The sequence below is a fragment of the Rahnella sp. Larv3_ips genome, assembly GCF_003697865.1.
In the GTDB taxonomy this organism is placed as follows: Bacteria; Pseudomonadota; Gammaproteobacteria; order Enterobacterales; family Enterobacteriaceae; genus Rahnella; species Rahnella rivi.
The window spans coordinates 47857-70263 of the sequence record NZ_MJIB01000013.1; the positions used below are offsets into that span (position 1 = coordinate 47857).

The following is a 22407-nucleotide window of genomic DNA, read 5'->3' on the forward strand; positions in this document are numbered from 1 at the left end:
GGATTTGACCAGCGGTAAACGGAGTCAGTTATGCAGTTCTCCAAAATGCACGGTCTGGGCAACGACTTTATGGTTGTTGACGCCGTGACTCAAAATGTCTATTTCTCCCCTGAGTTGATCCGCCGTTTGTCCGATCGCCACCGTGGCGTAGGTTTTGACCAGCTGCTGGTGGTAGAGCCACCTTACGATCCTGAATTAGATTTTCATTACCGCATCTTCAACGCTGACGGCAGCGAAGTTGCGCAGTGCGGCAATGGCGCGCGTTGTTTCGCCCGCTTTGTCCGTATCAAAGGTCTGACCAACAAACGTGATATCCGTGTCAGTACACAGACCGGCCGCATGACGCTGACCGTCACCGAAGATGAAACCGTGCAGGTGAACATGGGCGAGCCTGTTTTCGAACCGCAGCAGGTGCCTTTCCGCGCGGCGAAACCGGAAAAGACCTATATTCTGCGGGCTGAAGAGCGCACAGTATTTTGCGGTGTTGTCTCGATGGGTAACCCGCACTGCGTATTGCAGGTTGAAGACGTACTGACAGCGGAAGTGGAGTTGCTCGGGCCAATACTTGAAAGCCATGAGCGTTTCCCGGAGCGCGTGAACGTAGGATTCATGCAGATAATCAGCCCGGAAAGCGTGAAACTGCGCGTGTACGAGCGTGGTGCAGGCGAAACACAGGCGTGCGGAAGCGGTGCCTGTGCTGCGGTCGCTATCGGCATTCAGCAAGGTTTGCTTGCAGAGGAAGTACAGGTGGAACTGCCGGGAGGCAGCCTCGATATTCGCTGGCAAGGGCCGGGTCATCCGCTGTATATGACCGGACCTGCCACTCATGTTTACGACGGATTTATTCATCTATGAACAATCTTGATGACCAGATTGACCCGGTGATAGCACTCGACGACGACAGCGTGATGCAGTATCTGCTGCAAAACCCGGATTTCTTTATTCGCAATGCGCGCAGCGTCGAGCAAATGCACGTACCGCATCCGGTGAAAGGCAGCACTTCGCTGGTGGAGTGGCAACTCGGGCGTCAGCGTCATCAGATTGCTCAGCTTGAAGAAGAGATTACGCTGCTGATGGAGCAGGCCTCGATCAATGAATCCCTTTTCGGGCGAATGATCGAACTCCAGGCCACGCTCGCCGCCGCCAGCGGTTTGCAGGATATGCTGAACCGCCTGCAACGCTGGGCCCGTACGCTCGGCCTGGCGGGGGCTAACGTGCGCCTGTTCGGCGAGAGCTGGCGCATTGGCGCGCCGTCTGACTTTACTCATCTGGCCGTCAGCCGCAGCGCGTTCGAATCCATGCGCATTCAGCGTCTGGGTGAAACGCCGCATTATCTCGGCAGCCTGAACGGCCCGGAATTACTGCTGCTTTTACCGCAAGCGAAAGCGGTCGGTTCAGTCGCGTTATCGCTGATGGGCGAACAGGGTGAACTGGGCGTGCTGATTTTCAGCAGCCGTGACCCGCAACATTATCAGCCTGGCATGGGCACCGTGTTGCTCGACCAGCTGGCAAAAATGTTGCCCGGTTTACTGGAACGCTGGATCGAACGGGTATGAATCATACCGAATCGCCTCTCTATCCTGCAGTCGAGGCGTTTCTGCGTTATCTGCACGTCGAGCGTCAGCTCAGTCCGCTGACCTCCACCAATTACAGCCGTCAGTTAGATGCGCTGATCGCGATGGCCGCTGAAATCGGTGTTTCCGACTGGCAACAGCTTGACGCGCCCAAAGTCCGCATGCTGCTGGCGCGCAGCAAACGCGCAGGGTTAGGCCCGGCGAGTCTGGCGCTGCGGATGTCTTCGCTGCGCAGTCTCCTGGACTGGCTGGTACGTCAGGGCGTCCTGAGCGCCAATCCCGCGAAAGGCATCTCAACGCCGCGGTCCCCCAAGCATCTGCCAAAAAATCTCGACGTCGATGAAGTGAATAAGCTGCTGGAAATCAATCTCGACGATCCGCTTTCCGTCCGCGACCGCGCAATGCTGGAAGTGATGTACGGCGCCGGGATCCGCTTATCGGAACTGGTTGGCATCGACTGCAAACACGTCGATATGGCATCCGGTGAAGTCCGCGTGCTGGGGAAAGGCAGCAAAGAGCGTAAAGTGCCGATTGGCCGTACCGCAGTCACCTGGCTCGAACACTGGCTGGCGCGTCGCACGCTGTTTGGTCCGCAGGACGACGCGATGTTTTTATCCAGTAAAGGCAACCGCATTTCAGCGCGAAACGTCCAGAAACGCTTTGCTGAGTGGGGCGTCAAACAGGGTGTGAACAGCCACATTAATCCGCACAAACTGCGGCATTCCTTTGCGACGCACGTTCTTGAATCGAGTGGCGATCTGCGTGCCGTGCAGGAATTGCTGGGTCACGCGAATCTGTCCACGACCCAGATCTATACCCACCTCGACTTTCAACATTTGGCGACGGTATACGATGCCGCCCATCCCCGCGCAAAACGAGGCAAAACCTGATGAAGTTCTATCGGCCGCTGAAACGCATTGAAGCGATCACATTCGACTTAGACGATACGCTGTACGACAACTACGACGTTATCCGCCGTACCGATACTGAAACCCTGAAGTCTATTCAGGGCTTTCACCCCGCGCTGGCAGACATGTCGCCGGATGCGATCCGTCAGATGCGCACAGAATTACTGGCGCAGGACGCAGAGATTTATCACGACGTGACCGAATGGCGACGTCAGGCGGTGCATCTGGCCATGACCCGTGCGGGTCTGAGTGATGACGATGCGAAGCATGGCACTAAAGTGGCGATGGAAACCTTCGCGAAGTGGCGCAGCCGGATTTATGTTCCCGGCGAAAACCACGACGCACTGGCGGCGCTGGCCGAACGCTGGCCTTTAGTGGCGATCACCAACGGCAACGCCGATCCGCACGCCTGTGGTCTGGCGCAGTATTTCCAGTTCACCTTGCGCGCGGGCGATCATGGCCGGGCAAAACCTTACGCCGACATGTATAAAAAGGCGTCGATGAAGCTCGATATCCCGCTGGAAAATATTCTGCATGTGGGAGACGATCTCACCACCGACGTGGCGGGTTCCGTGGCCTGCGGGATGCAGGCGTGCTGGATAAACCTGCGTGAAGGCAACCTGATGCACATCCGCGATGCCCGTCTGTTACCGCATATTGAGATTTCGCAGTTGGCATCGCTGACAGCATTGCTATAATCCCTTCATTAAATACTCTGTATAAATTCACAGTAGAAAAGCGTTCACGGCGGCATTGATCGCGTGAGTGCTTTTCTCATTCTGACAAACGGTGCCTATGGACGTTTCTGACCTGCTCGACAGCCTCAATGAAAAACAACGTGAAGCCGTGGCCGCGCCGCGCAGCAATCTGTTGGTGCTGGCCGGGGCAGGCAGTGGCAAAACCCGCGTACTGGTTCACCGTATTGCGTGGCTGCTGTCGGTGGAGAATTGCTCGCCGTATTCGATAATGGCCGTCACCTTTACCAACAAAGCGGCGGCGGAAATGCGCCACCGTATCGATCAGCTGATCGGCACCAGTCAGGGCGGCATGTGGATCGGTACTTTCCACGGGCTTGCACACCGTTTACTGCGTGCACATCATCTGGATGCCAAACTGCCGCAGGATTTCCAGATCCTCGACAGCGACGACCAGATGCGTCTGATTAAACGTCTGATCAAAGCGCTGAACATCGACGATAAACAATGGCCGCCGCGTCAGGCCATGTGGTACATCAACGGTAAAAAAGATGAAGGTCTGCGCCCGCAGCACGTCGAAACCTATAACAACCCGATTGAAGCGACCTGGTTGCGGATTTATCAGGCCTATCAGGAAGCCTGCGACCGCGCCGGGCTGGTGGATTTCGCCGAGCTGTTATTGCGCGCCCATGAGCTTTGGCTGAACAAGCCGCATATCCTGCAACATTACCGCGAACGCTTTACCAACCTGATGGTGGACGAGTTCCAGGACACCAACAGCATTCAGTACGCGTGGATCCGCCTGCTGGCAGGCGACAACAATAACGTGATGATTGTCGGCGACGATGACCAGTCGATCTACGGCTGGCGCGGTGCGCAGGTCGAAAATATTCAGCGCTTCCTGAAAGATTTCCCGAATGCGGAAACCATCCGTCTGGAGCAGAATTACCGCTCCACCAGCACCATTCTGAAAGCCGCCAACTCGCTGATTGAAAACAACAGCGGCCGTATGGGCAAAAACCTGTGGACCGAAGACGGCGAGGGCGAGCCGATCTCCCTGTATTGCGCGTTCAATGAGCTGGATGAATCGCGCTTTGTGGTTAACCGCATCAAAACCTGGCAGGACAACGGCGGCGCGCTGAAAGATTGCGCCATTCTTTACCGCAGCAACGCCCAGTCGCGCGTGCTGGAAGAAGCGTTATTGCAGATGGCGATGCCGTACCGCATATACGGCGGTCAGCGATTCTTCGATCGTCAGGAAATCAAAGACGCACTGGCCTATTTGCGCCTGATGGCGAACCGCAATGACGATGCCGCCTTTGAGCGCGTGGTGAATACCCCGACGCGCGGCATTGGCGACCGGACGCTTGACGTGGTGCGGCATACCGCGCGTGACCGTCAGCTGACGATGTGGCAGGCAACGCGTGCCTTGTTGCAGGACAAAGCCCTGGCGGGCCGTGCAGCCTCTTCGCTGCAACGCTTTACCGAACTGGTGGACGCGCTGGCACATGAAACCGCCGATATGCCGCTGCACGTGCAGACTGACCGGGTGATTAAAGATTCCGGCCTGTTCATCATGTATGAGCAGGAAAAGGGCGAGAAAGGCCAGGCACGTATCGAAAACTTAGAGGAACTGGTGACGGCAACGCGTCAGTTCAGCTATCAGGATGAAGACGAAGATCTGATGCCATTGCAGGCGTTCCTGTCTCATGCCGCGCTGGAAGCGGGCGAAGGTCAGGCCGATGCGAATCAGGATGCTGCGCAACTGATGACGCTGCACTCAGCCAAAGGGCTGGAGTTCCCGCAGGTCTTTATCGTCGGTATGGAAGAGGGCATGTTCCCGAGCCAGATGTCGCTGGAAGAAAGTGGCCGTCTGGAAGAAGAACGCCGTCTGGCTTACGTGGGCGTGACCCGCGCCATGCAAAAATTGACCCTGACCTACGCCGAAACCCGACGTTTGTACGGCAAGGAAGTGTCGCACCGTCCTTCACGTTTTGTCGGTGAACTGCCTGAGGACTGCGTAGAGGAAGTACGAATGCGGGCTAACGTCTCCCGCCCGATGAGCAACCGCAGCGTCGGCACGCCGACCAGCGTCAGCGACACCGGTTTCAAACTCGGCCAGCGCGTGGTACATCCTAAATTCGGTGAAGGCACCATCGTCAATATGGAAGGCAGCGGCGAACACAGCCGTCTGCAAGTCGCATTCCCGGGGGAAGGGATTAAGTGGCTGGTCGCCGCTTATGCTCGCCTCGAAGCCGTTTGATTTTTAACTCTTCCCCCTTCGCAGGGGGAAGAGCAAAGAACTAAAGGCTAAAAACCTCACCCACTTCCGCTGTCGCATACCATTTCAGCGTGTCTTTTACGCCTTCTTCGCCTTCCGGCGGGGTGCCTGGCAGACAGTCTTGTTCCTGAACGGGTTGATACGCGCCGCGTTTCACTTCAAAAATCACGCCGCCTTCGTCGAGGGATAATACGCTGTGCCAGGTATTGGCCGGGATTTCCAGCAGACGGGTTTCTGCGCCGAGCCACAGACGTTCAGTGACTTTGCCGCTGTTATCGTAAATCAGTACCAGAAAACGCCCGCGCAGCGCGGTCAGCATTTCCCAGGTATGCGGATGGCGGTGAATGCGCACGTAAGTGCCCGGCTCCATCGCAATCGCCAGGCGCTGTACGTCATCTTCCGGCGCAGGATGAATGTTCAGATTCTGACGCAGGCGGGGAGAATGCGCAGCCTGGGTGATCAGGTCGCACAGTGTGTCTTGGGAAATCTGCTTAATCATTGTTGGCTTCTGGAAAGGAGGAGGGATCAGGCCTCTGAGTGTAGCCAAAAAACCGGTCAGACATAAGTCAGTAAAGGTTATCATCTGAGCAAGATTTTTATGCCGAAATGTTGCCAGATTAGATTTGTTGGCGGTTGACAGTCTTTTTATTCCCGGCGTAACATGCGCGCACTATTATCAATGAGGAACTTCGCCTTGGACACACCCAGTAGATACTGGCTCAATAACCTGTTCATTAGGTACCACTTCTAAGGCCCTCCTCTTTGCTGATGGCCTTAGTGGTTGTCAGCGACCCCCGTTCTGTCGCTGTGAGTCAGATCTGAATTTGGTCTGAATTACGCCGGTGACTCTTTTCGCCCCGTGATTTTCTGTGCTTCAACGCGTTGTCCACTTTCTGTAATTCTTGGGAGAACGGGCACATGCTGAGTGCTTTTAAATTAGAAAACAGCCGCTTATCCCGTTTAGAGCTGGACGAGGCAGACGATCTCAAAACCTCATTGTGGGTAGATTTAGTCGAGCCTGATGAGCAAGAGCGCGAACGCGTTCAACATGAATTAGGGCAAAGCCTGGCAACACGTCCCGAGCTGGATGACATCGAAGCCTCGGCGCGTTTCTTCGAAGATGAAGACGGCCTGCACATTCACTCCTTCTTTTATTATGAAGATGCCGAAGACCACGCCGGTAACAGCACCGTCGCATTCACCGTGCGCGAAGGCCGTCTGTATACCCTGCGTGAACGCGAATTACCGGCATTTCGTCTTTACCGTATGCGTGCCCGCAACCAGACGCTGGTCGACGGCAATGCCTACGAACTGCTGCTGGATTTGTTCGAAACCAAAATCGAACAGCTGGCGGATGAAATCGAAAACATCTACAGCGATCTTGAAAAACTCAGCCGCGTGATCATGGAAGGGCATCAGGGCGATGAGTATGACGCCGCGCTCTCCACGCTGGCAGAGCTGGAAGATATCGGCTGGAAAGTCCGTTTGTGTCTGATGGATACTCAGCGCGCCCTGAATTTCCTGGTGCGGAAAGCGCGTTTGCCGGCAGGCCAGCTGGAGCAGGCGCGTGAAGTGTTGCGCGATATCGAATCCCTGCTGCCCCATAACGAATCCCTGTTCCAGAAAGTGAACTTCCTGATGCAGGCGGCGATGGGTTTTATCAACATCGAGCAGAACCGCATCATCAAGATTTTCTCGGTGGTATCGGTCGTTTTCCTGCCGCCAACCTTGGTGGCATCCAGCTACGGGATGAACTTCGAATTCATGCCTGAGCTGAAATGGGCGTTTGGCTATCCGGGGGCGATCGGGTTGATGATCCTCGCGGGTCTGGCGCCTTACCTGTATTTCAAGCGCAAAAACTGGCTGTAACGTTCTGTTATTTAGCCAATAAAAAAGCCCCTCACCGCAAAAACGGAGAGGGGCTTTTTCGATCGGTCAGGCTTTTGCCGTCACGCCCCGGCGCAGGCGGCCCTGCGTATAGAGCGCGTCAGTGATAAAGCACAGCAGCCCCACCCAGATAAAGCCGAAGGTGATGAGCTGCGAGGTATTTACGGTTTCGCCGTAGAACACCACCGCCAGCAGGAACATCAGCGTCGGGCCGAGATACTGGAAAAAGCCCAGCGTCGACAACTTCAGACGCGCCGCCGCCGCCGTGAAGAACAGCAGAGGGATAGTGGTGATAATCCCGGCAGCCATCAGCAGTAAATCCAGTGACCACGGATTAGCCGACAGATTACTGGTCGGGCTGTTGGCGATAAAGAACAGATAAATGCCCGCCAGCGGCAGCAGCCAAAGCGTTTCGATCAGCATACCGGTCTGGGAATCCACGCCGATTTTCTTACGCAGCAGCCCGTAAAAAGCGAAGGTGAGCGACAGTCCCAGCCCGATAATCGGCACTGAGCCAAACATCCAGACCTGGATCAGCACACCGGCGAACGCCAGAACCACGGCGAGCCATTGCAAACTTCGGAACCTTTCGCGCAAAAACAGCATGCCCAGCACGACATTCACCAGCGGGCTGATAAAGTAACCGAGGCTGGCTTCAAGGATGTGATTGTTATTGATCGCCCAGATAAAAATCAGCCAGTTCGCCCCGATAAACAGCGCGGTGACGAGCAGCATGCCGACTTTCTTAGGTTGTGCCAGCACCCGCCGGACATCGCCCCAGCTGCGGCTGACGGACAGCAGCACTAACATAAAGAAGAAGGACCAGATCACCCGATGGGTAAGAATTTCATCGGCGGGCACTTCTTTGATCAGCTTGAAATACGCCGGTGCGATCCCCCAAATCAAATAGGCGATAAAGGCAAAAATAACGCCTTGCCGGGTACGTTGTGCATCCATGTGGGTACCTGAAAAGAAAGAGATTAACGGATCGCGAGTGTACCTGATTTACGCTGCCAGATTTCTTTTTCAGCAACGTGTTAAGCAGATTTTAGCCGACCATGTAGGTCGCCGTGGTGGTCGCGATATGAATGCCGCTGTCGTTGTGCAGATCGACGCGGGCCACAGAGATTTTATTTCCGGCGCGGATCAGGCTGGCAGAGGCGATGAAGAAGTCGCCACGGCCGGGGCGAAGATAATCGACGCGTAAATCGACGGTGCCCATTTTTGCTAACCGCTGGCGCATTTCAGCCTCAAGCAGAGGATGATCGGGTTTATCGCGCCGGATGAGCGAGCTGGTCACGCACACCAGCCCGGCCGCGACGTCGAGCACGGCCGCGATAACGCCACCGTGTAAGATTTTTTGCGCAGCGTTGCCGACCAGTTTGGTCTGATTGGCAAATTTCAGCTCCGCGTAATCGCAGTCGAGACGTTTAAGTTCCAGACCGAGTTCGCGGTTAAAAGGCATGTCATAAACGAAAATATTACCAATCAGTTGCAGAGCAGCTTCGTGGCTTAGGGATGACGCAGACATGAAAGGTTTCCTGATCCAAACGACAAGAGCGCTATAGTCGCGCAAAGAGTTAATGGAATGTTGATCTTAAGTGCCGGAGGCGAGGAATTCTACCTCGTGCGCGATAAATCTATTCAATACTCTTGTCGGAATGTATATGTGTGTAAAATGCTCTGCTTTCTCAGTTTCTGAATACCGGCCGGCAGCCGGCTATTTTAAACCACAAAGACTAACAACATTATTTAACACTAAAGGGTGAGGACAAATGCGTAAAATTTGGGCTGTCGGGGCCACCATGTTGGCGTTGCCATTACTGGGACATGCAGAAGAAGCAACGGTACAAGAAGTGCATGATAAGCCCGCCGTGCGTGGCAGCATCGTCGCCAGCATGTTGCAGGATCACGATAACCCTTTTACGCTTTACCCTTATGAGTCGAACTATCTGCTTTACACCGACACCAGCAATATCAATAAGAAAGCCATTGAATCTTATGACTGGGCTGATAAAGCCCGTCATGACGAAGTGGCATTCCAGCTGAGCCTGGCCTTCCCGCTGTGGCGCGGCATTGCCGGTGACAACTCGGTGCTTGGCGCGTCCTACACGCAGAAATCGTTCTGGCAGCTGTCGAACAGCGGCCAGTCTTCACCTTTCCGTGAAACCAATTACGAACCACAGCTTTTCCTGGCGTGGGCGACGGACTACGATTTCCTGGGCTGGACGCTGCGTGAAGCCGAGTACGGTGTTAGCCACCAGTCAAACGGTCGCTCAGACCCGACGTCCCGCAGCTGGAACCGCGTGTATGCCCGCTTTATGGCGCAGAACGGTAACTGGCAGGTGGATCTCAAGCCCTGGTACCGCATTCCTGAAAGCGATGAAAACGACGATAACCGTGACATCACCAAATACATGGGTTATTACCGTCTGAAAGTAGGCTACGCCTGGGGCGACAGCGTCTTTAGCGTGGAAAGCCGTTACAACTGGAACACCGGCTACGGCGGCGCAACCACGGGCTGGAGCTATCCGATTTCCAAGCACGTACGCTTCTACACGCAAGTGTTCAGCGGCTACGGTGAGTCATTAATTGACTACAACCACAAGCAGACTCGCGTCGGTGTGGGTATCATGCTTAACGATATGATGTAAAAATACCCGTCTTACTTCAGGTTGCAGGTGCGTTGGCGGCGCCCGGCCCCGGAGCACTGACTCCGGCAGGCGCAGCGGGATGCCCTCGCTTGCCGCCTTTCGGGTATATTATGTCATTGCAGTACAGCCCCGGCGGCTTTAGGGCTTAGCCGGGTGGTTTGAACAGTTGGGGAATTGAGTGTCTACGGCGGCAGTGATAAATAAAGAAGAGCTGGCTCATCAGGTATTACGCGATACCTTCGGCTATCAGCAATTCAGACCGGGTCAGCAAACGATCATCAATACCGCCATTTCTGGCCGGGATTGTCTGGTTGTCATGCCGACCGGCGGCGGTAAGTCGCTGTGCTATCAAATCCCTGCGCTGGTGATGGACGGCCTGACGCTGGTGGTTTCACCGCTCATCTCGCTGATGAAAGATCAGGTCGATCAGCTGATGGCGGCGGGTGTGGAAGCCGGTTGCCTCAACTCGACGCAAACCCGCGAGCAGCAACAGGAAGTGATGGCGGGCTGCCGAACCGGCCGCATCAAAATGCTGTATATCGCGCCGGAACGTCTGATGCTGGGTGATTTCCTCGAACAGCTGCAACAGTGGAATCCGGCGATGCTTGCCGTGGATGAAGCCCACTGTATCTCCCAATGGGGCCACGATTTCCGCCCGGAATACCGTGCGCTCGGCCAGCTGAAACTGCGTTATCCGCAGTTACCGGTGATCGCGCTGACCGCGACCGCGGATGAAGCTACGCGCAACGACATTGTCCGTCTGCTCGAGCTTAACGATCCGCTGATTCAGGTCAGCAGTTTTGACCGCCCGAATATTCGTTACACGCTGGTGGAGAAGTTTAAACCGCTCGATCAGCTGATCCGCTTCGTGCAAGACCAGCGCGGCAAAAGCGGCATTATTTACTGCAACAGCCGCGCCAAAGTGGAAGACACGGCGGCGCGTCTGCAAAGCCGTGGCCTGAGCGTCGGCGCGTACCATGCCGGGCTGGATAACGACACCCGTGCCCGGGTGCAGGAAGGTTTTCAGCGCGATGATTTGCAAATCGTGGTGGCTACCGTGGCGTTCGGTATGGGCATCAACAAGCCCAACGTGCGTTTTGTGGTGCACTTTGATATTCCGCGTACCATCGAGTCTTACTATCAGGAAACTGGCCGTGCCGGGCGTGATGGCCTGCCGGCGGAAGCGGTACTGCTTTACGATCCGGCGGATATGGCCTGGTTGCGTCGCTGCCTGGAAGAGAAACCACCGGGTGCGCAGCAGGACGTTGAACGCCACAAGCTGAATGCGATGAACGCGTTTGCCGAAGCGCAAACCTGCCGCCGTCTGGTGCTGCTGAATTACTTTGGCGAAGGCAAACAAAACGCCTGCGGAAACTGCGACGTCTGCCTCGATCCGCCGAAACGCTACGACGGCCTGCTGGATGCGCAGAAAGCGCTGTCAGTCGTGGCGCGCGTCGGGCAACGCTTTGGTTTGGGTTACGTGGTCGAAGTGCTGCGCGGCGCCAATAACCAGCGTATCCGCGAATACGGCCACGACAAACTGACGGTGTACGGCATCGGTAAAGAACACAGCAACGAACACTGGACCAGCGTGGTGCGTCAGCTGATCCACCTCGGGCTGATTATGCAAAATATCGCCATGCACTCGGCCTTGCAGCTGACAGAAGCAGCGCGTCCGGTTTTGCGTGGAGAGATCCCGTTACAGCTGGCGGTACCGCGTATTCAGACGCTGAAAATTAAAAGTCCGTCCCGCCAGAAAACGTACGGCGGTAATTACGATCACAAGCTGTTTGCCAAATTGCGCAAGCTGCGTAAGTCACTGGCCGACGACAATAATGTGCCGCCATACGTGGTGTTTAACGACACCACGCTGCTGGAAATGGCTGAACATCTGCCGATAAGCCCGAGCGATTTGCTGGATATCACCGGCGTCGGCCAGCGAAAGCTGGAGAAGTTCGGGCGGCCATTTATGGCGATGATCCGCGATCACATTGATAACGGCGACGACTGACAGTCAAGAATTCCCCACACATCATAAAGAGAGTAAATCATGCTGATGCTGTTCCTGATGGTTGCGATGATGCACATGATCGCGCTGGCGAGTCCGGGTCCGGACTTTTTCTTTGTTTCGCAAACGGCAGCCAGCCGCTCGCGTAAAGAAGCCATGATGGGTGTCATTGGGATTACGCTCGGCGTTGCGGTATGGGCGGCAGTGGCGCTGATGGGTCTGCATCTGATCCTGCAAAAAATGGCCTGGCTGCACCAGATTATCACCGTCGGCGGTGGCCTGTACCTGTGCTGGATGGGCTGGCAGTTGCTGAAATCAGCACGCTCTAAAAAACAGGCGGGCGAAACGGAAGTGGTTGAAACCGCCGTGGCGTTGCCAGCAAACGGACGCACTTTTATGCGCGGCCTGCTGACCAATCTTTCCAACCCGAAAGCCGTTATCTACTTCGGCAGCGTATTCTCTATGTTTGTCGGCGACAGCGTGACAGGCGGCGAGCGCTGGGGTCTGTTTATCCTGATCATCGCCGAGACACTGGCCTGGTTTACTCTCGTCGCGCTGGTGTTTGCCTTGCCAGCGATGCGTCGCGGGTATCAGCGTTTAGCGAAATGGATTGATGGCGTGGCAGGCGTGGTATTTGCAGGCTTTGGTATTGCGCTTATCGTGAACCGTTAATCAGCGATTCTGCACATAAAAAAGGGTCCGGCTTACCACCGGACCCTTTTTGTATTCTTAACACTTACACCTTGCGGGCACTCGCCAGCAAAACTCCCACCAGCATAAACAGCGAGCCGAAAATGCGGTTCAGCAACTGCATTTGTTTCGGCGCTTTAACCCAACCGGCAATACGCGTTGCCAGCGTGGCGTAACCAATCATCACAATGATATCGACCACGACCGTAGTGACGCCGAGTACCACGTATTGCGCAGCCTGCGGCTGGTGAGGAATGATAAACTGTGGGAATAATGCGGCAAGAAACACTATGCTTTTGGGGTTGGTGAGGTTCACCAGAATGGCGCGTTTGAATAAACGGCGGCGCGGCATGCTGCTGGCGAGGGCGTTCAGGTCAATCGCCCCGGCAGAGCGCCACTGGCAGATGCCGAGCCAGATTAAGTAGGCCGCACCAAACCATTTGAGAAACTCAAAGGCCAGCAGCGAGGATGAGATCAGCGCGCCCAGTCCGACACCGACCAGCACGATGTGGATCGATAATCCCAGCTGTAAACCGGCGATTGACGCCACGGCGCCACGATAGCCATGGCTGATGCCCGTGCTCATTGTATTGATGGCACCGGAACCCGGAGAAAGACTTAAGATAGAAGTAGTGAGCAGGTAGGTTAACCACCAGTCCAGTGTCATTGCGAGACTCCCTGAATACGTTTTATGTTGTTTTGTGGCACAATACGCCATTGTCTGTCTTTGCGCTATAGCTCACAAATAACACTTTTCTCCTCTCTGCCTAACAATTTTGGATCAACTGAATGTCTGCGAATTACGCAAGGTGGTTAACACGTGAAAAGGAGTTTTCCGCCTTTGCTACCGGGCCGTTGCTCGATTTCTGGCGGCAGCGTGAGGAAGGTGAGTTTAACGGCGTTGACGATGTCCCGATCCGCTACGTCCGGTTCTGCTCTCCCGATCATGATAAAGTCATTATGGTGTCACCGGGGCGTATCGAAAGTTACGTAAAATACCCGGAAGTCGCCTACGATTTATTCCACTGTGGTTACGATGTGATGATTGTGGATCATCGCGGGCAGGGGCGTTCCGGCCGCATGCTGGACGATCCGCATTGCGGCCACGTTCAGCACTTTGACGATTACGTTGAAGATTTCGAACGCTTTTATCAGCTGGAGATTGCCCCACGTCAGTATGCGAAAAAGTTCGCACTGGCACACTCCATGGGCGGTGCGATCCTGGCGCTTTATCTGGCGAACAACCCGCAAAGTTTTGACGCGGCGGCACTGCTGGCACCGATGACCGGCATCTATTTGCCGATGCCGGGCTGGATATCCCGCCGGATCCTCAACTGGGCGGAAAACCGTCCGGTGCGCCGCGACGGCTATGCGCTCGGTACCGGCCACTGGCGTCCGCTGCCGTTTGTGGTGAATCGCCTGACCCACAGCCGCGAGCGTTATCGTCGTAATCTGCGGTATTACGCGGATTATCCGGAACTGCAGGTCGGCGGGCCGACCTATCACTGGGTGCGTGAAGGCATTGACGCCGGGATGCATATCCTGAAAGAAGCGGAAAAAATCACCACACCGGTCCTTTTATTACAGGCAAGCGAAGACCGCGTGGTCGATAACCGGTCGCACCTTGCTTTTTGTCAGGCCATGGCCGTGGCGGGTCACCCTTGTGAGGGGGACAAACCGCTGGTCATTGAAGGCGCGCGCCATGAGATCCTGTTCGAGCGGGACGACCTTCGGGCACAGGCGCTGGACGCTATCATGCGCTTTTTTGCGCGACAGCATTAATCCGCGGTTCGCCGCGCACAACTCCATCAGAGGTTAGAACCTACGCTATGTACCATGTTGTTGCTTCCGATTTAGATGGCACACTGCTATCACCTGACCATACCCTGAGCCCGTTCGCGAAAGAGACGCTGAAATTGCTGACCCGGCGCGACGTGCACTTCGTGTTCGCCACCGGGCGTCACCATATCGATGTGGCGCAGATGCGCGACAATCTCGACATCAGCGCGTACATGATCACATCCAACGGTGCACGCGTGCATAACACCGACGGCGATCTGATTTTTTCGCACAATCTGGATGAAGACATCGCCAGAGATCTGTTCGGTATCATGCACAATAACCCGGATATTCTGACCAACGTCTATCGCAATGACGACTGGTACATGAACCGCGACCGTGCCGACCAGGACGATTTCTTCCGCGAATCAGTGTTCAAATACAAGCTCTATGAACCGGGCCTGCTGGAAACTGACGGCATCTGCAAAGTGTATTTCACCTGTGAAGATCACGAGAAATTGCTGCCGCTCGAAGAGGCGATCAACGCACGCTGGGGCGACCGCGTTAACGTCAGCTTCTCACTGCCGGTTTGCCTGGAAGTGATGGCGGGCGGCGTCTCGAAAGGTCATGCGCTGGAGTACGTATCAAAACTGATGGGTTATACGCTGAAAGACTGCATCGCCTTTGGTGATGGTCTGAATGACCTTGAAATGCTGACAATGGCCGGTAAAGGCTGCCTGATGAGCGGTTCATTGCCGCGTCTGAAAGCCGCCATGCCGGACGCAGAAATCATCGGTTCCAACGCCGACGACGCCGTACCGCATTACCTGCGCAAAATGTATTTGTCTGAAGATATCTGATCCGCGTGACCCCCGGACAAGGCTTTATGCCCTGTCCGGGGCACTTCTCTGCATGCCTGTCATCTGAAAGGGTCATCAATCTCTGTCCATTGCGCTTCACAATCGCTGGTACCGCAATATAAGCGGGGCGCGGATGATGCCGTGAAGCACAGACCGCCGGGAAAAATGACGTCTTCCAGATCGGCGCGTTTGGCGGCACCGGGTTTGAACTGGCTGCGTTCAGCGATGATTTTCAGGGCTGAACAGTGGTGCGTCTGGCTGTTGAAAATAAACGAACAGGCGTAATAATGCCGGTGCCCTTGCGCATCAAAACGGGCGACATGGCCCAGCACACCGACGCGATGCTCCTCAAGAACGTAAGCCGCATTCACGCCACACCATTCTTCGGCACTCACCTGCCCGTGCAATAACCTCGCCTGCGCCACGTTGTGCAGGGTCAGATCGTCGGGCGAATCCAGCAGGGTATAACCGATGGTGCCCCGCCCGCCGGTTTCCCCCTGCGGGCGGGTAAACAGCAACACTTTTCCATCCGGTAAACCCACCGGCCGGATGTCTTTCATGCCCTCCGGCCCGATGAAAAACAGGCGCAGGGAATAGATATCTGCGCCACGGTACAACAGGGTTTTCCAGTGCAGAATTTCACCGGTGTCTTCATCGGCTTCAACGCAGACTCCTCCAAAGATCAACTCCCCGTTGATACGGGTGAAAAACGGATCCTGTAAGGCGAAGACCGGCGCGTCCGGCAGTAATGTGCACTGACGCAAGCCATCAAATTCGAAAAAACGGATCTGCGATAATTCGGAGTGTCTTGGTTCGACGCGTGCGGCAATGACCATAAGATCGCCGCAGCGAAACGGCGCGGTCAGGTTATAGACATCGTTGTTACCCACACCGGAAAATTGAATTTTTTCTCCGGCGGGCAACGGCAATTTCAGGTCATGAAATTGCCGCAATAAAGCGTCAATCGTGTTCACTGCGTCAGTCCGAGATGCGCCCATAACGCATCGAGCGGCATGGTCGCCAGCGCAATACATTCATCGGCAGCGCCGTAGTAGATTTTCAGCACGTCCCGTTCCAGCAGCGCGCCGCAGGTAAAGACGACGTTGCCAAAAAATCCCTCTTTTTCGTAAATGGCTTCCGGCTGTAAGAGGGGGACGGAGGATTTGGCGAGGATGTTGAACGGATTATTCAGGTCGAGCAGCATCGCGCCGAGGCAATACCGCTGATCTTTGTCCACGCCGTGGTAAATCTGCAACCAGCCGCGCGCCGTTTTGATAAGCGGTGCGCCGCCGCCCAGTTTCAGCGCATCCCAGTCGCCGGACGCGCTGCCCAATAAATGCCGGTGATTGCCCCAGTGCAGCATGTCCGGAGACTCACAAATCCAGATCTTCGGCTTTCCGAAATGTTTCGGCGAAGGGCGGGTCAGCGCCTGATATTTGCCGTTGATTTTTTCCGGGAAGAAACAGACATCACGGTTATCCGGGCAGAAAATCACGCCCTGTTTTTCCACGGTCACAAAATCAGGGGTGGTGGCCAGCGCGGTGGAAATGCCGTAAGGCGAAATGGCCGAATAGTTGATGTAAAAAATGCCGTCGATCAGCGTAATGCGCGGGTCTTCGCAGCCAAATTGTTCGTATTGCGTATCGGCGGTCAAAAATGGCTGAGCATCCACCACAAAATCTTCGCCGTTCGTACTGCGCGCCAGACGCAGATGCGACATGGAGGTCAGCCAGATCACCGAAGGGTCAGCCTTCAGCGCAATCATTCTTGGGTCGCTGAAATCATAAGCCGGGTCATCGCGGTAAAAACGTTTGGTGCCTGCCTGCCAGACGTTGTGCTGATTCAGCAACAGCGGCACTTCCAGACAGTTGGCGTCGGTGGATATCACGCTTTCTGCCACGCGAAGCAGCAGCAGGGTTTCCCCCTGATACGCACAAACGCCCGCGTTAAACACGCAATCCACTTTCCAGCCGGGCTGAGACGGCACCACATCGGCGGGAGTTAACAGCGGGTTTTTATCACTTCGGATCATTTTCATGGTTTACCTTCTTGATAAGAATAGCGTTTTTTTCCAGCAGCGGTGCATCCGTGCCGAACAAGACGGGGTTGCCATCGCCGCAGCCTACGTTGGCGACCGGCGCGCCAAAATTGATCATCACTTCCAGACATTCCCCGGCCAGAAAGCGGCGAAATATCAGGCATTGTTTAAACAATGTGAGGTACTCATAGCGGCCACGCTGAAGAGAGAGATGAGAATTTCTCAATTTAATCAGCTTCTTATAGGTGTTCAGAATTGATGGTGAGTGCTTACTCTCAGTTTGAACATTAATTTGCCCTTCACCGGCATCCGCAGGCGTCCAGGGAACGGGCAAACGGGAGGCATCGCGGCAGAAGGGTAATGCGTAAGTGAGCGCTTGCTTCTCGTCCATGCCCCGTGAAATTGCGGCCTGATATTGCGTGATGCCCTGAATGTCCCGCATCTGCTGCACGCTCTGCGGGATGAAATCGGTCATGCCGATCTCTTCACCCTGATAGATAAAAGGCAGGCCGCTGGCGGTCATTTGCAGGGCGAAAACGGCCACGGCGCGCGAAACATCGCGGTGTGATTCGCCAAAACGGCTGATCATGCGTGACATATCATGGCTGGAGAAAAAGAGCGTCGGTAATCCGGAAAGTGTCGCTTCCATCGCTTTCATTTCGGCGAAGATCGCTGCGATATCGAAGCGTTTCTGGCTGCCAAGGTTGAAATTGAATACCACGTCCAGCAGTTTTGGCCCCTGATAAGGTGCCATCACCGGTAACAGGTCACTGCCCACTTCACCAATCAGTAAAAACTCACCCCGTTCGCGGATGTGCTGGCAGAGTTTCCTGACCACATTCAGCACGCCGGGCTGATTGATATCGTTGTCGTGGGGCGGCTCTGCATCCGGTGCGGCGGGCGGATGGTCTTCACCGATGCCGTCGGTGGTGAGAAAATTAATGACGTCAAAACGGAAGCCATCGACGCCGCGTGCGATCCAAAAATCGAAGATTTTTTTGATCTCATGCTCAACAGCAGGATTCGACCAGTTCAGGCAAACCTGCTGGGGCGAGAATTTATGGTAGTAACTGGCGGTTCCGCCGGGTTCCTGCGTCCAGGCCGGACCGCCGAAGAACGAGGTCCAGTTATTGATTTTTTCACGAAAGAAAAAGAAGTCGCGAAACGGGCTGTCGGGGTGACTGAGCGCCGCCTGGAACCACGGATGCTGATCGGAGACGTGATTGATCACCACGTCGATCACCAGCAAAATATCTCGCTGATGGCAGGCGGAAATAAGCGCATCGAACAGGGCCAGTGTGCCAAAGCGCGGGTCAACGGCGCAGTGATCGCTGATGTCGTAGCCATTATCCACCAGCGGAGAGGGATAGAACGGCGTAACCCAGATGCCGCCGATGCCCAGATCCGCCAGATAATCGAGCTTTGAAATCAGACCCTGAAAATCGCCCAATCCGTCCGCATTGCCGTCGCAAAACGACGGCAAATACACCTGATAAAATACCCGGTCCTGCCATGTCTTCAGGTTATTCATCCTTCATGCCTGCTATTTAAGTGAAAGCGACATCCCTTCCAGGAAATGCTTCCTGAAGAGAATAAACAACACTACGATCGGCAGGGTTTGCACCACTGACCCCGCCAGCACCGGCCCGACGTAAATGCCATACGACTTACTGAATGTCGCCAGCAGAACGGAAAGCGGCATTTTGTTGACGTCCTGCATGACAATCAGCGGCCAGAGGAAATTGTCCCAGGCGCTGGTAAACGTAAAAATCGCGACGATAGCCAGAATAGATTTATTGAGCGGCAGCATGACGTGGAGCAGGATTTTTATCAGACCGGCGTGATCTAATCTCGCGGCATGAATATAGTCATTCGGTGTGCCTTTAAAACTTTGGGATATCATAAATATCCCCCAGCCATTCATCACGAAAGGCAAAATAAGTGCGCCGTAGGAATTAATCATGCCCAGCTGACGGATTAATACAAAGTGGGGAATGATAAACATGAATACGGGAAACACCATTTGCAGAATCAGCAGGTTTTTAAAAATATCCCGTCCTCTGAATTCCATTTTTGCCAGTGCATAACCAATGAAAGAGGAGGTTAATGTGACGCAGACCGTAATGGTCAGCGTGATGAATATAGAGTTAAATAAGGTGCGCAGAAACGGTTTTTCCGCTTTATTTGTACCATCGAAAAGAAAGGAATAATTATCCAGCGACAGATGGCCGGAAAAAAGTGCCGTGGTATAAATGTCCGATGTCTTCTTAAACGATCCGATCAACATCCATAAATAGGGATATAACCAGGTTAATGCCAGAGCAAACATTAACAGGTGGATCACCACAGAACGGATATTTATTTTTTGGCGATGCGTTAAGGCAGGTGCTGTATTTAACGTTTCCACAGGGTTGTCCTCATCATACGATCTCGATTTTCTTTTCCAGACACCGGCGCACGACCCAGATCAAAGAGAAACTGAACAGGGCGACAATGATGGACATGGTGGCCGCCCAGCTGGGTTGCATCTGCCGGAATGCGGCTTCGTACATCACCACCATCGGCGTGGTGGTGCTCTCCAGCGGACCGCCGCCGGTGATGAGATAAGGCTCGGTGAAAATACTGAATGCCACGGTAATGGCTAACACCAGTACCATCACGATCTGCGCATTCATCAGAGGAAGTGTGATATGCCATATTTTGCCAGCGCCGGACGTACGGTCGAGCTCGGCGGCGTCATAAATATCTTTCGGGATGGTGATAAGCCCGGAGTAAAAAATAAGGCCGTAATAGCCCACGAACTTCCAGGTCACAATGAGCGCGATGGATAACATTGCCACGTCGGGGTGGGTAAACCAGGGTACATTTATGCCAAACCACGTCATCAGGAAATGATTAACCGGTCCGGTTTCGCTAAACAGTTTGGAAAAAACAATAGAGTACGCCACGCCGGAAGAGACATTTGCCAGTAAAAAACTCAGTGCGACGAAAGCTTTACCATATTTAATTTTCCGCAATCCGAACGCGAATAATAATGAGGAGATAAACACTATCGGCAGGTAATAAAGGAGGAACTTAAAGACGTTAAAAATTGATGTCCAGAATAAAGGGTTCTGCATAACGGCAATAATATTCTTTACGCCGTTGAACGACGGTGTGCCAATAAATTTCCAGTCGGTAAAACTCAGCACGGCCAGCCAGATAAAAGGATAAAACCAGAATACCAGCGAATATCCCAGGTAACCGGAGGCCAAAAGGCCTCCGAGTGATGACTCTTTCATTTTGATCATCGCTTTACTGCCCCAGCGTGTTGTCGATCTCTTGGGAAGACGCCTGAATGACCTCGGGGATCGGGCTGTTTTTAAACACTAACTTTTCAATCATCTGGGTCATTGTCCGCTGGACTTCGACCGTTTTGGTGATCGGTGCCGGAGGAACCGCTTTCGGCACGAAAGAGGCAATAGCGTTCACTAACTCATGCTGTTGCAGGTAGCTTTTAAAGACAGGGTTACTTTGCAGATCTTCACGCGCCGGCGGCATCCCGGTCAGCTCAAGCCAGCGCAGGTCATTTTTCGGATTGCTGTAAACCCATTGAATAAACTTCCAGGCATCGGGCTGGACCTTCGAGGTGCTGAACATCACCATCCCTTTACTGTCAGCCATGGTGGCCGCCTCAGCGTCTCCGGTCAGTGTCGGCATCTGGCCGATACGGATGGTTTTTAGCACCTCAGGGAATTGTTTCTGATAGCGATCGATATCCCATGGTCCGCGCACGGCACCTAGCACGGTACCTGCCGCCAGCGGATCGTCAGACGCGGTGAAGTCGTAGCTGGTCCATTTGTTAGCGAACATTTTGTTGATGAAAGTGAGGGTCTGCAGGCCCGCATCGTTATTAAAGGTGGCTTTGTTGTTCTGGATGTAAGGGCTGCCCTGTGAGGCGGCGTAATACAACGGGACAAAGTCGAACCAGCGATCCCACCAGTTTTTGCCGCTGGTGATTTGCAGGCTGTAGCCTTTGTGGCTCTGCGTCATCCTTTCCGACAGCGTGTAAATCTCGTCATAAGTGACCGGTACGTGATCGAAGCCATAGTCAGCCAGAAGGTCGCTTCTCCACCAGTAGACTATCGGGCTGATATAAATTGGAATGACGTTTTGCTGCCCGTCGAACTTCCACGAAGCCATCGCATTGCCCATGTGACGGGTTTCGACGAGCGCCTGAAACCCTGGCATTTTGGAATAATCATTGAGCTGTTTAAGTTCAGTTAACTGTCTTGCGAAGCCGATAAATATATTGGTGGAAATATCCGGTTCAGTACCGGATGCCAGCGCATTCATAATCGCTTCTTCGGAACTTCCCGCCGCGGGAATAGGCGTGAATTCCACTTTTCTATTTGCCGGATTACTGTTCCATTCTTTGACGATTTCTCCCCAATACACTTCCTGAGTGACATTGGGCGCAACCCACATTTTTATACTCTGCTGATTTTTCTCTTCAGGCCCGCAACCTGATAACAATAACGCTATAGCCGCAAACGCAGCCAGTTTCATTGTTTTCATTATTTATTTCCTTTTTTCATTAGGTTGTAATTAATAATCCACAATTATACTTGCAGAGTATTCATATTATTATTTTATGGATGGATTTCTATTTAAACGCTAGCATGGACATTCAATAAATAAACGTTATAGCGGTCACATAAATGATTTTGTTTAACGTTAAACTTTATTGTCATTGTCCGTTGCAAAAGTATTTTTTCTGTGAGTATATATTGTTGAATTGATAAAGTTGAGCCGGGCTCTGTTCCATTATTAAAAGCGTTTTGGAGTTTTTAAACTGCGCAAGATAACATTGAAGTCAATTGCCGAAGAATTAGGTGTCACGCACACCACGGTATCTAATGCATTTAATCATCCGGGGAAGTTATCTGAATCATTAAGAAAAAGAATAATAGATTATGCGCATTCCGTTAACTTTTACGGACCTGACAATATCGGGCGCGCATTGCGCACCGGCAGGTCGGATGCCATAGGGA

General features: G+C 53.8%; 21 protein-coding genes and 1 pseudogene. 12 read left to right on the top strand and 10 right to left on the bottom strand.

Going from position 1 to position 22407, the window contains the following annotated elements:
- Positions 1 to 30 precede the first annotated feature (30 nt).
- The 5 genes from dapF to uvrD all read left to right on the top strand — a co-directional run bounded on the left by dapF (position 31) and on the right by uvrD (position 5440).
- Positions 31 to 855, top strand: a complete 825-nt coding sequence (dapF, locus tag ED901_RS16100; RefSeq protein WP_056772273.1) for a diaminopimelate epimerase — start codon at positions 31 to 33, stop codon at positions 853 to 855.
- Entirely contained in the window at positions 852 to 1556 is a 705-nt protein-coding gene (locus ED901_RS16105) for a DUF484 domain-containing protein (protein ID WP_056772269.1), read from the top strand. Before dapF ends, ED901_RS16105 begins: the two co-directional genes overlap by 4 nt.
- The gene (xerC, locus tag ED901_RS16110; RefSeq protein WP_122096516.1) at positions 1553 to 2464 is read left to right on the top strand and encodes a tyrosine recombinase XerC; all 912 of its coding nucleotides are present in this window, start codon (positions 1553 to 1555) and stop codon (positions 2462 to 2464) included. The genes ED901_RS16105 and xerC overlap by 4 nt, the downstream gene beginning before the upstream one ends.
- Complete coding sequence (gene yigB, locus ED901_RS16115) at positions 2464 to 3180, top strand: 5-amino-6-(5-phospho-D-ribitylamino)uracil phosphatase YigB (RefSeq protein WP_056772265.1); 717 nt, start codon at positions 2464 to 2466, stop codon at positions 3178 to 3180. The genes xerC and yigB overlap by 1 nt, the downstream gene beginning before the upstream one ends.
- A gap of 97 nt (positions 3181 to 3277) precedes the next feature.
- Positions 3278 to 5440 (top strand): DNA helicase II, encoded by a 2163-nt coding sequence (uvrD, locus tag ED901_RS16120; protein WP_056772262.1) that lies wholly within the window; start codon positions 3278 to 3280, stop codon positions 5438 to 5440.
- A 40-nt stretch (positions 5441 to 5480) separates the two neighbouring features.
- On the opposite strand, the gene ED901_RS16125 is transcribed toward uvrD, so the two are convergent.
- Positions 5481 to 5957: a WbuC family cupin fold metalloprotein gene (locus tag ED901_RS16125; protein ID WP_056772260.1), complete on the bottom strand. Its 477-nt coding sequence runs from the start codon at positions 5955 to 5957 to the stop codon at positions 5481 to 5483.
- Between the two features lie 419 nt (positions 5958 to 6376).
- Between ED901_RS16125 and corA the strand changes: the two genes are divergently transcribed.
- Positions 6377 to 7327 (top strand): magnesium/cobalt transporter CorA, encoded by a 951-nt coding sequence (corA, locus tag ED901_RS16130; RefSeq protein ID WP_056772255.1) that lies wholly within the window; start codon positions 6377 to 6379, stop codon positions 7325 to 7327.
- Between the two features lie 66 nt (positions 7328 to 7393).
- Here the strand turns inward: corA and rarD are convergent, their stop codons facing one another.
- Both rarD and ED901_RS16140 read right to left on the bottom strand, forming a co-directional pair.
- Positions 7394 to 8302, bottom strand: coding sequence for an EamA family transporter RarD (gene rarD / locus ED901_RS16135; RefSeq protein WP_122096517.1), 909 nt, complete (start codon positions 8300 to 8302; stop codon positions 7394 to 7396).
- 91 nt (positions 8303 to 8393) lie between these two features.
- Positions 8394 to 8876 (bottom strand): thioesterase family protein, encoded by a 483-nt coding sequence (locus ED901_RS16140; protein WP_056772249.1) that lies wholly within the window; start codon positions 8874 to 8876, stop codon positions 8394 to 8396.
- Between the two features lie 244 nt (positions 8877 to 9120).
- Between ED901_RS16140 and pldA the strand changes: the two genes are divergently transcribed.
- The 3 genes from pldA to rhtC all read left to right on the top strand — a co-directional run bounded on the left by pldA (position 9121) and on the right by rhtC (position 12679).
- The gene (gene pldA, locus ED901_RS16145) at positions 9121 to 9999 is read left to right on the top strand and encodes a phospholipase A (RefSeq protein WP_122096518.1); all 879 of its coding nucleotides are present in this window, start codon (positions 9121 to 9123) and stop codon (positions 9997 to 9999) included.
- Between the two features lie 178 nt (positions 10000 to 10177).
- Entirely contained in the window at positions 10178 to 12010 is a 1833-nt protein-coding gene (gene recQ / locus ED901_RS16150; protein ID WP_056772243.1) for an ATP-dependent DNA helicase RecQ, read from the top strand.
- Between the two features lie 39 nt (positions 12011 to 12049).
- On the top strand, positions 12050 to 12679 hold the full coding sequence (gene rhtC / locus ED901_RS16155; RefSeq protein ID WP_056772241.1) for a threonine export protein RhtC: 630 nt from the start codon (positions 12050 to 12052) through the stop codon (positions 12677 to 12679).
- Positions 12680 to 12743: 64 nt separating this feature from the next.
- Here rhtC and rhtB read toward each other — a convergent pair whose 3' ends face one another.
- Entirely contained in the window at positions 12744 to 13364 is a 621-nt protein-coding gene (gene rhtB, locus ED901_RS16160; protein WP_056772238.1) for a homoserine/homoserine lactone efflux protein, read from the bottom strand.
- Between the two features lie 122 nt (positions 13365 to 13486).
- Between rhtB and pldB the strand changes: the two genes are divergently transcribed.
- Positions 13487 to 14479 carry a lysophospholipase L2 gene (pldB, locus tag ED901_RS16165; RefSeq protein WP_122096519.1) on the top strand — a complete coding sequence of 331 codons (993 nt, stop codon included), beginning with the start codon at positions 13487 to 13489 and terminating at the stop codon, positions 14477 to 14479.
- Between the two features lie 47 nt (positions 14480 to 14526).
- On the top strand, positions 14527 to 15336 hold the full coding sequence (yigL, locus tag ED901_RS16170) for a sugar/pyridoxal phosphate phosphatase YigL (RefSeq protein WP_122096520.1): 810 nt from the start codon (positions 14527 to 14529) through the stop codon (positions 15334 to 15336).
- Between the two features lie 59 nt (positions 15337 to 15395).
- On the opposite strand, the gene ED901_RS16175 is transcribed toward yigL, so the two are convergent.
- From ED901_RS16175 to ED901_RS16200, 6 genes are all read right to left on the bottom strand, one after another.
- Positions 15396 to 16310: a DUF1861 family protein gene (locus tag ED901_RS16175; RefSeq protein ID WP_122096521.1), complete on the bottom strand. Its 915-nt coding sequence runs from the start codon at positions 16308 to 16310 to the stop codon at positions 15396 to 15398.
- Complete coding sequence (locus ED901_RS16180; protein ID WP_122096573.1) at positions 16307 to 17368, bottom strand: glycoside hydrolase family 130 protein; 1062 nt, start codon at positions 17366 to 17368, stop codon at positions 16307 to 16309. Before ED901_RS16180 ends, ED901_RS16175 begins: the two co-directional genes overlap by 4 nt.
- Positions 17355 to 18905 carry an alpha-amylase family glycosyl hydrolase gene (locus tag ED901_RS16185; protein WP_122096522.1) on the bottom strand — a complete coding sequence of 517 codons (1551 nt, stop codon included), beginning with the start codon at positions 18903 to 18905 and terminating at the stop codon, positions 17355 to 17357. The genes ED901_RS16180 and ED901_RS16185 overlap by 14 nt, the downstream gene beginning before the upstream one ends.
- Before the next feature lie 12 nt (positions 18906 to 18917).
- Positions 18918 to 19703 (bottom strand): carbohydrate ABC transporter permease, encoded by a 786-nt coding sequence (locus ED901_RS16190; protein WP_122096574.1) that lies wholly within the window; start codon positions 19701 to 19703, stop codon positions 18918 to 18920.
- Between the two features lie 91 nt (positions 19704 to 19794).
- Positions 19795 to 20664: a carbohydrate ABC transporter permease gene (locus ED901_RS16195; RefSeq protein ID WP_122096523.1), complete on the bottom strand. Its 870-nt coding sequence runs from the start codon at positions 20662 to 20664 to the stop codon at positions 19795 to 19797.
- Positions 20665 to 20668: 4 nt separating this feature from the next.
- The gene (locus ED901_RS16200; protein ID WP_122096524.1) at positions 20669 to 21931 is read right to left on the bottom strand and encodes an ABC transporter substrate-binding protein; all 1263 of its coding nucleotides are present in this window, start codon (positions 21929 to 21931) and stop codon (positions 20669 to 20671) included.
- A 292-nt stretch (positions 21932 to 22223) separates the two neighbouring features.
- Here ED901_RS16200 and ED901_RS25565 point away from each other — a divergent pair.
- Positions 22224 to 22337: pseudogene (locus tag ED901_RS25565) on the top strand (helix-turn-helix domain-containing protein); the annotation flags it as partial.
- Positions 22338 to 22407 lie beyond the last annotated feature (70 nt).